The following is a 13,365-nucleotide window of genomic DNA, read 5'->3' on the forward strand; positions in this document are numbered from 1 at the left end:
GTCGAGCTTCGCTCGACACCTCTCCCCCGATCGACGGGGGAGAGGAACCCAAGTTCTGCTTGGTCTCAAGCTGCCTGTGGCCGTCGCGCCAACCCATCGCGTATGTGCCGCGCGAACTCCTGTGCCGCAGGCCCGACGCCGTGCCGCGGCAGATGCAGATTGATGGCAAAATTCGGCAGTGGCGGCAGCCCGACATCGAACGGCAAGATGTCGAGATCGGCCGGCACGGTGGAGGCCAGCCAGGTGGTGACGGCAAGATCGGAGCGCACCGTCGCCGTCGTGGCGTCGATATTGCCGTTTTCGAACACGGTGCGCCATTCCAGCCCATGCTCGTTGAGGGCTGACAGCACCACCGGGCGGAAGGCGCAGGTGTCGGCGACGATCGACACCGGCAGCGGCCGCTTGGCGCTGGCGGTGCCGCCTCGGGCGCCGACCCAGACCAGCCGGTCGATGGCCAGGCACTCGCCCGATGTCGGGCCGACGCGTTCCTCGATCACCGCGAGGTCGATGGTTCCGGCCGCAAGCGCTGACGCCAGTTCCGGCGATGACGCGCAGACCAGCGATATCTCGACCTGCGGATAGGTCTCGGCATAGGCCTTCAGCACCGGCGCCAGCAAGGTGCCGACGAGGTCGTAGGGCACGCCTAGCCGCACCTGGCCGGCGACGGCCGAGCCCGCCATCTCGGCCCAGATCTCGTCGTTGAGGCCGAGCAGGCGCTTGGCCTTGCCGAACAGCCGCTCGCCGGACCGCGTCAGGCGCAGGCCGCGCCGGTCGCGCTCGAACAGGCTGCAGCCAAGCGTGTCCTCCAGCCTTTTGACCTGCTGGCTGACGGCGCCCTGGGTCAGGTGCAGCACATTGGCGGCCGCCGTCATGCTGGCCTTGTCGGCGACGGTGACGAAGGTGCGCATCAGCGCCGTATCGAGATTGCGGATCATAATTGCATTATAAATGCTAATGCTAATCATAGCAAACATTGCATTTGCTGATGCACGCACCCAGCCTACGATGGAGCCTCCGATAAAGGACGCCCCATGCTCCAGCCGATCCTGCCGCTCATCCTGTTTGCCTTCGTGGCCACCGCCACGCCTGGGATTGCCACGACCTTGTCCACCGCCTCGGGCGCGCAGTTCGGTTTTCGCCGTTCGGTTCCGCTGATGATCGGCAGCGCCGCTGGCCTCGCTACCGTGACGGGGGCGGCCGCCGCCGGCCTCGCGGGCCTGCTGCTTGCGGTGCCGTCGCTGCAACTGGCGATGAAGGTGATCGGCTCGCTCTATCTCCTGTGGCTGGCGATCAAGATCGGCCGTGCCGGGCCACCCAATCTCGACGTGACCATGGCCAAGCCCAACAGCTTCCTTGGCGGCGCCGGCATCCAATGGATGAACCCCAAGGGTTGGGCGATGGGGCTCGGCGCGGCGGCCTCGTTCGCCGCGCTGGCCGATGGGCCGGGACAACTCGCCTTGCTGCTCGGCTCAACCTTCGGCCTCACCGCCGCCATCTCGCTCTCCGCCTGGTGCGTGGCCGGCATGGTGCTGGCCCGGCTGCTCAAGACCGAATGGCAGTGGCGAGCGCTCAACATCGTGCTGGCACTGGTGCTGGCAGCGTCGATCATTCCGATGTGGCGGGCGGCGTAGCTGAGGCCTTGCAGAGCCTGGGTTCCTCGCCCCCGCCAGAGGCGGGGGAGAGGTGGCTCGGCGAAGCCGAGACGGAGAGGGGGAATGGCGAATCCTGTCCGTGAATGGGGCTTCCAGAATCCTTTCCACCGCTGGCGCAGGCCCCCTCTCCGACCGCTTCGCGGCCACCTCTCCCCCACTCCCGTGGGGCGAGGAACTCAAATCCTGAAACCCTCAACCCGCGTAACGCGCCGCCGGCTTGTCGGCGTGCAGGCTGCCGTAGAAGGCTTGGCGGGCGCCGAGGAATGTGTCCAGCCTGGCGACATCGGCAAGTGCCGGCACGGTGACGGCTTCGCCCCTGGCCAGGCCGACAAGCGCGGCATCGACCATATCGTCGGCGGACATGATGATCTCCTTCGGAAGCTGGTCGATATCGCTGCCGGCGAGTTCCCAGAAATCGGTCCGGGTCGCGCCCGGCAGCACCACCTGCACCTTTACATTGGTGCCCGCGACCTCGCGGTGCAGAGCCTCGGTGAAGTTGACGACATAGGCCTTGGTACCGCTGTAGATGCCGCCGAACGAGGTTTCATAGGCAAGCACCGAGGCGATGTTGACGATGGCGCCGCGGTTGCGTGCCAGAAGACCCGGCAGCACGGCACGGGTCAGGCGGGTCAAGGCGATGACATTGACCTTGATCATGCGCTCGGCCGCGTCGGCGTCGGCCGTAGCCACCACCTGCTGGCCGCCAAGGCCGGCATTGTTGACCAGCAGCGTCACGCTGTCGTCGGCCGATATCGCCTGCTCGACGCGGCGCACATCATCGTCGTCCGAGAGATCGGCGCTGATCACGCTGACCTTGCGGTCATAGGCGTAGCGCAGCTTTTCGGCCAGTTCCTCGAGCCGGTCGGCGCGCCGCGCCACCAGCACCAGATCATAACCCTGCCCGGCCAGCCTGTCCGCATAGACCGCGCCGATGCCAGACGAGGCGCCGGTGACGACCGCCGTTCCCTTGTTTGCCTGTCCACTCATTGTCCTGTTCCTTCCATCTCTGTTCGCTTCGACCTGGCCGCCGGCGCCGCAGGCATTCGCCTCGGCTCGCCGGCAAGCCGCCTGATTGATTTAGTGGCATATACCACTTTCTACGAAGTAGGCATATGCCACTATCTTGTCAATGAGTGCGTTCGGGATTATTTGTCTGGCAGCGGCCGGACAGAATTTTCACCGGCGCCGAGGAACCACCATGCCGAAAGACACCCTGCCCGGGCTGACAGCCTGCAACTACGCCATGCTGCGGCGCGCGACGCGCAAGCTCGGCCAGTTCTATGACGACGTGCAGGCGCCGTCAGGCCTCAAGGCCACGCAGCAGGGCCTGCTATACCAGATCCATATCGGCAACGAGCCGGCGATGGGCGCCATTGCCGCTGCCCTGGTCATGGACCTGTCGGCGCTCGGCCACACGCTGAAGCCGCTGATCCGCGACGGCTATGTCGAGACCTTCGCCGACCCGGACGACCGCCGCATAAAGCGGGTGCGGCTGACCCGGCAAGGGCGCATCAAGCTCGATGAGGCGATGAAGCTGTGGCAGCTCGCCCAGCAGCGCTTCGAGGATGTGGTGGGCAAGGAGAAGGCGGAACGCCTGCGCGCGCTGCTGGATGACATCAGCGCGCTGGATTTCGTTTTGCCGCCGGCTGCCTAAGCAATTCCAGGAAAAGTGTGAAACGGTTTTCCGTCCGGAATTGTGTCAAAATGGATTGGCAGCCGGCGGCCTTCGAAGCGATTATTCGGCCGGCATCGCGACCGGCCGTGCCGCCCAGCGGCCGGCCAGCACGATGCCAAGCCCGATCAGCGGGAAGGCAGCCGCGACCAGGCCGAGATCGGCCGGCGCGCCGTAGCGCAGCACGCCACCGCCGACCACCGCGCCCAGCGCCACGCCGAGATAGAGGGCCGAGCCGTTGAGCGACAGCACGATCGGGGCGGCATCGGGCGCCAGCTTGATGATGCGGCTGGCCTGCGCCGGCGGGAACGCCCAGCCGACAATGCCCCACGGCACCATCATCGCCATCAGCGCCGGACCGGCAATGTGCTGCGGCAGGAAGGCCGGCACGACCGACAGCATCACCAGCATGGCGGCACTCAGCGTCAACGACCAGCCGACGGTCCGGGTGGCGCCGAACCGGTCTGCCGCCTGGCCGCCGGCAATGTTGCCGATGACGGCGCCGACGCCGAAGGCAAGCAGCATGCCGGGCAGCGCGATCTGGCTGAGCCCGGCGCCCTGGATGGCGAGCGGCGCGACATAGGCAAAGACGGTGAAGGCGCCGGTCAGCGCCAGCAATGTCGTCACCAGGATCGGCATCACGCCCGGCCGCATGGCGGCCGCCAGCCGGCGCTTCAGCGGCAGCCTGGTGCCGACGATGCCGCGCGGCAGCCTGTACCAGAGGATGGCGCCGGCAAGCGCCCCGAGCCCGGCAATCGCATAGAAGGTGCCGCGCCAGCCGGCGATCGTCGCGACCAGCGCGCCGAGCGGCGCACCGACGGCGACGGCCACCGTGGTGCCGCCGACGACCACGGCGATGGCGCGTGCCCGGTGATGGTCATCGACCAGCGCCACCGCCGTGCCTTGCGCCGTCGCGGCGAACAGGCCCGACGACAGCGCCATGATGATGCGCGCGATCAACAGCACTTCGAATGAGGAACTCAAGGCGGCGGCGATGTTGCCGATGACGAAGAACACCAGCGTCCAAAGGATGACGCGACGCCGGTCCCATTCGCCGGTCAGCGTCGCCAGGATCGGCGTGCCGATCGCATAGGCGAGCGCGAAGGCGGTGATCAGCGTGCCGGCGAGTGGAATGGAAATGCCGGCATCCCTGGCGATGTCTGGCAGAAGGCTGGAGATGACGAAGCCCTCGGTCGAGATCGTGAACGATCCGAGCGCAAGCCAGAAGAGCCGCTTGTCCATGGCGCGTGTCCTTAGTTCAAAAGTTATTGAACAATTGGACATAACAGGGCATGATGTCAATGAAGCCATGGCAAAATAGCTGAACCATCCTGTCAGCCCTGTGTCAGCACAATCGTTCGGTACGGACAAAAATGGAGAAACAGCGTGCACGGGCCGGCGAGGACGGATGCGTTGAAATCGACCCGAACTGCGCTTAGGTTCCAGCCATGACGTTACCTCATCCCAATACGGACCAGATCAGCCTCCCGATCGTGCTTGGCGTGCTCGGCGATCCGACGCGGCTCGCCATCGTGCGCTATCTCGCCAGCAAGGAAGGCGTGGCGCTGAACTGCAGCCGGTTCCTCGATCTCGGCTCGAAGACCAATCTCAGCTACCACCTTGCCAAGCTGCGCGAGGCCGGCGTCACCCGCGCCGAAGTGGTCGGCACCAACCGCATGATCACGCTGCGCCGCGCCGATCTCGACGCCCGCTTCCCCGGCCTGCTCGACAGCGTCATCGCCGCCGCCGTCGACGACCCCGCTCTGCCGGCGGTCGGCGGCCACGATATCGAGATGCCGGCCTAGATTTGCAGGTTCAAAGGTAAGGTGCTGTCGCCCTAGCGCTGCCAAAAACCGATATGCGGGGCGAGAAGCTCCTCCTCCATCTCGGGGATGGGGCCGTGGACCTCGACCGGCTTCTGCCCGGAGCCGAGGACCGTGCGCGAGGAGAGGTTCATCGTCGGATTCTCGGCATGGTCGCCAGTCAGCGCGAGAAGCTTGGTCTCCTCGAAGCCGTAGACCAGCCGGCCGATATTTGCCCAATAGAGCGTTCCCGTGCACATCGCACAGGGCTCGCCGGTCGAGACCAGTGTGCAGGACCACAGGAATTCCGGCGGATAGGCGTCCGCGGCACGCCGGCTGAGTTCGGTTTCGGCGTGGCGCACGGTGTTGATGTTGCCTTGCCGCATCAGGATGCGGTCATCGGGGCCGACGAGCACACAGCCGAAAGGATGGTGCCCATGCGCGGCGGCGTCGCGCGCGACCTCATTGGCAGCGCGCAGGTGGGCGAACATCTGGTCGCGGGTCATCGCTTGGTGCCTTCCGAACCTGTCTCAGCGGATATCATGAACTCTGGGACGGCGTGGATGGTAGCAGATGGAATGCTGCCTCGCGATAGCCATGGGCGGGCTGCGCGGTGGTTCCGGCTGCCCCAAAGGTGGGGACTTGATTAGGAAGGCGGTGGCTTGATAACGAAGATGGGCCGGCGTCCCGATGGGCCGCACCAAGGGAGCCCGTCGCATGCGCATAGCCGTCCTCGCCGATATCCATGGCAACGTCCTTGCGCTTGACGCGGTGCTGGAGGATTTGGCGCGTCGCGGCGGCGCTGAGCTCACCGTCAATCTCGGCGACAGCGTTTCAGGACCGCTCTGGCCGCGCGAGACGTTTGAGCGCCTGGAAGCGCTGAACCTGCCGACGGTGCGCGGCAACCATGACCGCCGCGTCGCGGTCGATCCGGCCGACGAGACCATGTGGGCGTCCGACATCTATGCGCAGGAGCGGCTGACTGAGGCGCAGCGCCAGGTGCTGTTCGCGCAGCCGCTGACGCTGGAGATCGCGCCGGGCATCGTCGCCTTCCATGCCCGTCCCGACCATGACGAGAAATACCTGCTCGACGCAATCGTCGATGGCCAGCTGGTGCGCGCGCCGCTGGCGTCGATCAGGCGGCGGCTCAAGGCGCTCGACCGGGCCTGCCGCATCGCGCTGTGCGGCCACAGCCACCGCCCGGAACTGATCCGCATCCCCGACGGTCCCGTCATCTTCAATCCGGGCAGCATCGGCAGCCCCGCCTATGATGATTCCACCCCGCCGGCGCATGTTTCCGAACAAGGTTCGCCGCATGCGCGCTACGGCATCGTCACCTTGGGTGGCGAAGGCCGGCCCGACCGTTTCGAGACGATCGCCGTCGACTACGACCACGAGGCGGCAGCACGACAGGCCGAACAGGCGGGACGCCCAGAATGGGCCAACGCGCTGAGGACCGGCTTCATGCCAGGCTGAAGCTTGCTTCATGCCAGGCTGAAGCTTGCTTCATGCCGGGCTGAAGCTTGCTTCATGCCCCGGACTGAAGCTTGCTTCATGCCCCGGGCTGAGCGAAGCTCATGCCCCGGGGAATGCCTTGCGTTCATGCCGGTAGCCTCATCCGACCTGCTCAAGCGCCTTCGCGAAGGCGCAAAACATCTCGCTTGTAGACACGGCGGCGCAGCGTCGCTTATAAAACCGGCTTCGCGTGCGGCAGCGTTTTGGGTTCTGGCGGTGCCTTTGGGAATGCAATTGATCGCCGACAGCCAAGTGACGAGGCGCCGAATTACGCTGCGGACAACGCTCTTGGCGCTGATGGCCGCTCCGCTGCTGATGGCGGCGTGGTCCGCCATTGCCCCGGCCCATGCCGAAGAGACGCCCTTCATCTCCGTCGTCACCGGTCTCGCGCCTGACGACCTGCTCAATGTCCGCGCCAAACCGTCGGCGACCGGCAAGACCGAGGCGCGTCTGGCCGCCGGCGCCAGCGTCAGGAACCTCGGCTGCAACGACATTGACGGGCACCCCTGGTGCAAGGTCGAGACAGACAACCCCAAAGCCAGCGGCTGGGCCCCGGCGCGCTACCTCGTTCCCGTCAACCCGGCAACGGTGCCCGTCGGCCAGGCGGCCGATGCAGGCGCGGCGCCCGATGCGCCGCCGCCGGCGGTACAGCCCGACCTGACGGCGCGGCTCGGCGGCGCGGCCCATCCCGACACGCCGGAAGCCCCGGTCAAGTCCGCCGCCGAGATCGCCATGCAGGATGCCTACGGCCTGGCGCTGGCGGCGAATGAAACCCCGCCGACCGGAGAAATCCCCGCCGTCGCCCAGGATGCAGCCGCGGACAGCGGCTCGCCGGCCGGATCGCTTCCCGTTCCCACACCGCGTCCTGACGGCGCCGCGCCCGCCGTCGACACGCAGACCGTCGCCGAACTGCCGCCGCAGCCGACCTCGCTTGCCCAGGGCGGCGGCGTCGAAATCCCCTGCGCCCGCTATGTCGGCCAGCCGATGCAGCGCTGCGCGGCCGCCATCGTGCACAAGGGCGCCGACAAGGCCGATATCACCGTGACCTGGCCCGACGGCGGCACGCGCCTCATCTCCTTCTATGCCGGCCTGCCGGCCGGCTCGGACACCAAGGGCGATTTCCGCTTCACCCGCGAGGGCAGCCTGAGCATGATCCGCATCGGCGTCTCCGAACGCTTCGAGATCACCGACACGGTAGCGTTTGGACGCTAGGGATTAGGCAGTAGGCAGTAGGGAATGGGCAGTAGGGACGTACGTCCAAGGCGCTTGAAAAGCCCTACTGCCTGCTGCCCAATCCCTACTGCCTATTTCCTACTGCCTAATCCAGCATTTTCGGGGTTACATCCGCCAAAACTCTTCCCTATAAGGCCCACCTAGCCTGATACCAGAATCGCGAGCACAACCGGCCGGGTCTTCCCGTCCCGGTTTTTTGTGCAAGCCGCCCGCCGAACGGACCTATGACATGCCAAGACGCACCGACATCAAGTCGATCCTGATCATCGGGGCCGGCCCCATCGTCATAGGTCAGGCCTGCGAGTTCGACTATTCCGGTACCCAGGCCTGCAAGGCGCTTAAAGAGGAAGGTTTCCGCGTCATCCTGGTCAATTCCAACCCGGCAACGATCATGACCGACCCGGAACTGGCCGACGCCACCTATATCGAGCCGATCACGCCGGAGGTCGTCGCCAAGATCATCGCCAAGGAGCGGCCCGACGCGCTGCTGCCGACCATGGGCGGCCAGACCGCGCTCAACACCGCTTTGTCGCTGCGCCGCATGGGCGTGCTCGACCGCTACAATGTCGAGATGATCGGCGCCGACGCCACGGCCATCGACAAGGCCGAGGACCGCGCGCTGTTCCGCGAGGCGATGAGCAAGATCGGCCTGGAAACGCCGAAGTCGATGCTGGCCAACGCCACCGACGTCAAGAACGCCGACCGCAAGACGCACGAGGCGGAGCGCGCCGCGCTGAAGGCCGAGAAGCCTGACAATCTCGACGCCGAGCTCGACGCGCTGGAAACCCGCTGGAACCTCGGCGAAGGCGACCGCAAGCAGCGCTACATCAGCCACGCCATGGCAATCGCCGCCCAGGCGCTCGACCATGTCGGCCTGCCCGCCATCATCCGCCCCTCCTTCACCATGGGCGGCACCGGCGGCGGCATCGCCTACAACCGCGCCGAATTCTACGACATCGTCCAGTCCGGCCTCGACGCCTCGCCGACCACCGAAGTACTGATCGAGGAAAGCGTGCTTGGCTGGAAGGAGTACGAGATGGAGGTCGTCCGCGACAAGGCGGACAATTGCATCATCGTCTGCTCGATCGAGAACATCGATCCGATGGGCGTCCACACCGGCGACTCGATTACCGTCGCCCCGGCGCTGACCCTCACGGACAAAGAATACCAGATGATGCGCAACGCCTCGATCGCGGTGCTGCGCGAGATCGGCGTCGAGACCGGCGGCTCCAACGTGCAGTTCGCCGTCAACCCGGCCGATGGCCGCCTCGTCGTCATCGAGATGAACCCGCGCGTCTCGCGCTCGTCGGCCCTGGCGTCGAAGGCGACCGGCTTCCCGATCGCCAAGATCGCCGCAAAGCTTGCCGTCGGCTACACGCTGGACGAGTTGGAGAATGACATCACCGGCGGCGCCACGCCCGCCTCGTTCGAGCCGTCGATCGATTATGTCGTCACCAAGATCCCGCGCTTTGCCTTCGAGAAATTCCCCGGCGCCGAGCCGGTACTGACGACAGCCATGAAGTCGGTAGGCGAGGTCATGGCCATCGGCCGCACCTTCCAGGAATCGCTGCAGAAGGCGCTGCGTGGCCTGGAAACCGGCCTGACCGGCCTCGACGAGATCGAAATCCCCGGCCTCGGCCATGGGGCGACGGCTGCCAACCACGCCGACGACCGCAACGCCATCCGTGCCGCGCTCGGCACGCCGACGCCCGACCGGCTGCGCATGGTGGCGCAGGCGATCCGCATGGGCACCTCGCTGGAAGACGTGCACGCAATGTGCAAGATCGACCCGTGGTTCCTCGAACAGATCGCAGGCATCCTCGCCATGGAAGCCCGCATCCGCGAGCACGGCTTGCCAGCCGATGCCGTCAACCTGCGCATGCTGAAGGCCATAGGGTTCTCCGATGCCCGCCTGGCGTCGCTGACCAGGACCGACGCCGAAGTGGTGGCGAAGATCCGCGACAGGCTCGACGTTCATCCGGTCTACAAGCGCATCGACACCTGCGCCGCCGAATTCGCCTCGCCCACCGCCTACATGTACTCGACCTATGAAGTGCCGTTCGCCGGCGCGCTCGCCAACGAGGCGCAGGTCTCGTCGCGCAAGAAGGTCGTCATCCTCGGCGGCGGTCCGAACCGCATCGGCCAGGGCATCGAGTTCGACTATTGCTGCTGCCATGCGGCCTTCGCGCTGCGCGACGCCGGCTATGAAGCGATCATGATCAACTGCAACCCGGAGACGGTCTCGACCGACTACGACACGTCGGACCGCCTCTATTTCGATCCGCTGACGGCGGAGGACGTGCTGGAGATCCTGCGCGCCGAGCAGGCCTCGGGTCAGCTGGTCGGCGTCATCGTCCAGTTCGGCGGCCAGACGCCGCTGAAACTGGCGGACGCGCTGGAAAAGGCCGGCATCCCGATCCTCGGCACCTCGCCCGACATGATCGATCTGGCCGAGGACCGCGACCGCTTCCAGAAGCTGCTGCACAAGCTCAACCTCAGCCAGCCGAAGAACGGCATCGCCTATTCGGTCGAGCAGGCCCGCCTCGTCGCCGGCGAACTCGGTTTCCCCTTGGTGGTGCGCCCCTCCTATGTGCTTGGCGGCCGCGCCATGCAGATCATCCATGACGAGAGCATGCTGCAGTCCTACCTGCTCGACACCGTGCCCGGCCTGGTGCCGGAGGACATCAAGCAGAAATACCCCAACGACAAGACCGGCCAGATCAACACGCTGCTGGGCAAGAACCCGCTTTTGTTCGACACCTATCTCTCGGGCGCCATCGAGGTCGATGTCGACTGCCTCTGCGACGGCAAGGCGACCTTCGTCTCCGGCATTCTCGAACACATCGAGGAGGCCGGCATCCATTCGGGCGACAGTGCCTGCTCGCTCCCCGTTCACTCGCTGCCCTCGGAACTGGTCGACGAGTTGGAGCGCCAGACGGCCGCCCTTGCCCGCGCGCTCAATGTCGGCGGGTTGATGAACGTGCAATACGCGATCAAGGACGGCACGGTCTATGTGCTGGAGGTCAACCCGCGCGCATCGCGCACCGTGCCCTTCGTCGCCAAGACCATCGGGCGGCCCATCGCCAAGATCGCCGCCCGCATCATGGCCGGCGAGACGCTGGAAGACGCCTTCGCCCACTATGGCGCCATGCCCGACCCCAGAAATCCCGGCCACATCGCGGTCAAGGAAGCCGTCTTCCCGTTCGCCCGCTTCCCCGGCGTCGACATCCTGCTCGGCCCGGAAATGCGCTCGACCGGCGAGGTCATGGGCCTCGACCGCGATTTCGCGCTGGCCTTCGCCAAGAGCCAGCTCGGCGCGGGCGTCGACCTGCCGCGCTCTGGCACGCTGTTCGTCTCGGTGCGCGACGAGGACAAAAAGGGCATCTTGCCGGCCGTCAAACGTCTGACCGGCCTCGGCTTCAAGGTGCTGGCGACGTCAGGCACGCAACGCTTCCTCGCCGAAAACGGCGTCGACGCCGAGAAGATCAACAAGGTGCTGGAAGGCCGCCCCCATATCGAGGACGCCATCCGCAACCGCCAGGTGCAGATCGTCTTCAACACGACGGACGGCCAGAAGGCGGTGTCGGACTCCAAGTCGCTGCGCAGGGCGACGCTGATGCAGAAGGTGCCGTATTACACGACACTGTCGGGTGCGGCGGCTGTTGCGGAGGCGATCGCGGCGCTGAAGGCGGGGAGCCTCGAGGTCAGGCCGCTGCAGGAGTATTTTGCGTGACAGGCACGCTCTTCCAAATGAGCCTCCAACTCAAATCTGCCCAAGCTGCTAATTTGTTCCTTTAAATATACTAGCATTTGCGGAAGAGTACAGCTTATCATAAACCTCGATAGCATAGCTATCAGTCATGCCCGAAATAAAATCGCAAATAATTCTTTTCCGCAAGACAGTAGATTTAGCCTTCCCGTATATAAATCTACAATCTTCGGGGAAAAGCTTATACCCTGTCTCCGACGTAAAGGCTTCAAATATTCCATTTATTATATCACGAGACCGATACTCTGATATCTTCAACGCATTACTATTTATTGTCATACAATAAGTAAGGTTCTTTAACGTCTCTAGCTTCTTGAATGTCTTGTGCCTCACCCTAACTTGAGACAAGAGGGGGCTTTCTTCATCGTACTTAACCTCAACAGCATCAAGAAACTCCTGAACCAACCCTGACGTAAATTTTGTTCTTCTATACCCATCGTTGGTTATTTTATCGGAAGCCTCGTTAACCGTAAACACGGTCACTATATTTCTAGCGCGATCGTTCTGCAAAGACTTCATAGCTTTGGCTTGATCTGGCTCGAGGTCAAATATCTCGCCAATTATGTCAAAGATGTTGTTCAATACATCTCTTGACGATGTCGCATGGGCAGAATCGGGCAAGTCGCGATAATATTTTCTCGACCTCTTTTCGATAGTCTCTGCTATCTCGCTCAGCGTGTCTTTTCCAGGGTACAGATAGTCAACTAGGCGAAAAAATTTAAGTTTGGCAACATCTTCAATATCATAAGTCGCATACGCTATGTCGTCAGCGACATCCATTATTGAGCATTCAATAGTTTTAAAACGACTGACAGTTTTGCCCTTAAGTACGTCTTTTTTTATCTTTTTTACGATCTCTTCTTCGTGGAAATAGAAACCCTTCTGAACACCTTCGGTCGGCCTATCTTCGTGGCGCTCGGGAATCATAGAATCGTACTTTAAAATAGAAGCTAAGGATCTCGACGCGAGATTGAGACCACAACGTAAGTCATTGCCGTTATCATCAAAGGCTTGCTCAACACTTTTGCCGCCGTTTAGGAGCTGCTTTTTCTCAAGCTTAGTTAAGATTCGCAAGGTCTGAGCATTGCCCTCAAACCCGCCATAACCCTTCATGAGATTGTCTAGCGCTTCTTCACCGTTATGACCGAAAGGCGGATGACCTAGATCATGCGCCATGCCAGCAAACTCAACGATATCAGGGTGAATTTGCCTAGTTTTGGCTCGAAAAAAATCGTCCTTAGCATTTAGACGAATAGCGATAGATTTGGCGATTTGAGCGACTTCGAGAGAATGAGTCAGTCGAGTCCTAACGAAATCGGATTCCGACCTCGGAAAGACTTGCGTCTTACCCTGAAGCCTCCTGAAAGCCGGCGAATGAATTAAGCGAGCAATATCTCTACGCCAAGGAGACCTAAACTCCTCAGCGGGCTTGTCTGGATTAGTCCCGACAATGCGATATTCATCCCTAGCGGAATAAAGCGGACTACTCCGCTTTCTCTTTCCGATCGTCGTTCTTACTGCTTGCCCCACCAGCTTCCCCACGATCGCTATCGGTACTCCCGGAGAGAGCACTACGAATAAATTCGCTTTTTTTCCACGCTGAATCGCGCGCATCAGACAGTGCGCTCTTTTCGTTAGGATGCGATCGAACGGCAGCTATAGCCAAGAGGATTCTCCCGTTAGAGACATGTTAGATAGGGCGCGTTAACGTCGAATTAAGGG

General features: G+C 63.2%; 11 protein-coding genes. 6 read left to right on the forward strand and 5 right to left on the reverse strand.

The window, feature by feature from the left end; all coding sequences use genetic code 11:
* Positions 1-65 precede the first annotated feature (65 nt).
* Complete coding sequence (locus FJV80_RS23270) at positions 66-935, reverse strand: LysR substrate-binding domain-containing protein (RefSeq protein WP_095773629.1); 870 nt, start codon at positions 933-935, stop codon at positions 66-68.
* A 96-nt stretch (positions 936-1,031) separates the two neighbouring features.
* On the opposite strand from FJV80_RS23270, the gene FJV80_RS23275 reads away from it, so the two are divergent.
* On the forward strand, positions 1,032-1,631 hold the full coding sequence (locus FJV80_RS23275; protein WP_142877509.1) for a LysE family translocator: 600 nt from the start codon (positions 1,032-1,034) through the stop codon (positions 1,629-1,631).
* Positions 1,632-1,844: 213 nt separating this feature from the next.
* Here FJV80_RS23275 and FJV80_RS23280 read toward each other — a convergent pair whose 3' ends face one another.
* Complete coding sequence (locus tag FJV80_RS23280; protein ID WP_142877510.1) at positions 1,845-2,639, reverse strand: SDR family oxidoreductase; 795 nt, start codon at positions 2,637-2,639, stop codon at positions 1,845-1,847.
* A gap of 211 nt (positions 2,640-2,850) precedes the next feature.
* Between FJV80_RS23280 and FJV80_RS23285 the strand changes: the two genes are divergently transcribed.
* Positions 2,851-3,306: a MarR family winged helix-turn-helix transcriptional regulator gene (locus FJV80_RS23285; protein WP_142877511.1), complete on the forward strand. Its 456-nt coding sequence runs from the start codon at positions 2,851-2,853 to the stop codon at positions 3,304-3,306.
* An 81-nt stretch (positions 3,307-3,387) separates the two neighbouring features.
* Here FJV80_RS23285 and FJV80_RS23290 read toward each other — a convergent pair whose 3' ends face one another.
* A complete protein-coding gene (locus tag FJV80_RS23290; protein ID WP_142877512.1) occupies positions 3,388-4,566 on the reverse strand; it encodes an MFS transporter in 1,179 nt (392 codons plus the stop codon).
* A 206-nt stretch (positions 4,567-4,772) separates the two neighbouring features.
* On the opposite strand from FJV80_RS23290, the gene FJV80_RS23295 reads away from it, so the two are divergent.
* Positions 4,773-5,129, forward strand: coding sequence for a helix-turn-helix transcriptional regulator (locus FJV80_RS23295; RefSeq protein WP_095773624.1), 357 nt, complete (start codon positions 4,773-4,775; stop codon positions 5,127-5,129).
* A gap of 32 nt (positions 5,130-5,161) precedes the next feature.
* Here the strand turns inward: FJV80_RS23295 and FJV80_RS23300 are convergent, their stop codons facing one another.
* On the reverse strand, positions 5,162-5,632 hold the full coding sequence (locus FJV80_RS23300; RefSeq protein ID WP_095792858.1) for a nucleoside deaminase: 471 nt from the start codon (positions 5,630-5,632) through the stop codon (positions 5,162-5,164).
* 211 nt (positions 5,633-5,843) lie between these two features.
* On the opposite strand from FJV80_RS23300, the gene FJV80_RS23305 reads away from it, so the two are divergent.
* The 3 genes from FJV80_RS23305 to carB all read left to right on the forward strand — a co-directional run bounded on the left by FJV80_RS23305 (position 5,844) and on the right by carB (position 11,607).
* Positions 5,844-6,602: a metallophosphoesterase family protein gene (locus tag FJV80_RS23305; protein ID WP_142877513.1), complete on the forward strand. Its 759-nt coding sequence runs from the start codon at positions 5,844-5,846 to the stop codon at positions 6,600-6,602.
* A 267-nt stretch (positions 6,603-6,869) separates the two neighbouring features.
* Entirely contained in the window at positions 6,870-7,853 is a 984-nt protein-coding gene (locus FJV80_RS23310; RefSeq protein ID WP_246689033.1) for an SH3 domain-containing protein, read from the forward strand.
* Positions 7,854-8,103: 250 nt separating this feature from the next.
* Positions 8,104-11,607: a carbamoyl-phosphate synthase large subunit gene (carB, locus tag FJV80_RS23315; protein WP_142877515.1), complete on the forward strand. Its 3,504-nt coding sequence runs from the start codon at positions 8,104-8,106 to the stop codon at positions 11,605-11,607.
* A 48-nt stretch (positions 11,608-11,655) separates the two neighbouring features.
* Here the strand turns inward: carB and dgt are convergent, their stop codons facing one another.
* On the reverse strand, positions 11,656-13,257 hold the full coding sequence (gene dgt / locus FJV80_RS23320) for a dGTP triphosphohydrolase (protein WP_142877516.1): 1,602 nt from the start codon (positions 13,255-13,257) through the stop codon (positions 11,656-11,658).
* Positions 13,258-13,365 lie beyond the last annotated feature (108 nt).

This window comes from Mesorhizobium sp. WSM4310, from assembly GCF_007003935.1.
GTDB lineage: Bacteria > Pseudomonadota > Alphaproteobacteria > Rhizobiales > Rhizobiaceae > Mesorhizobium.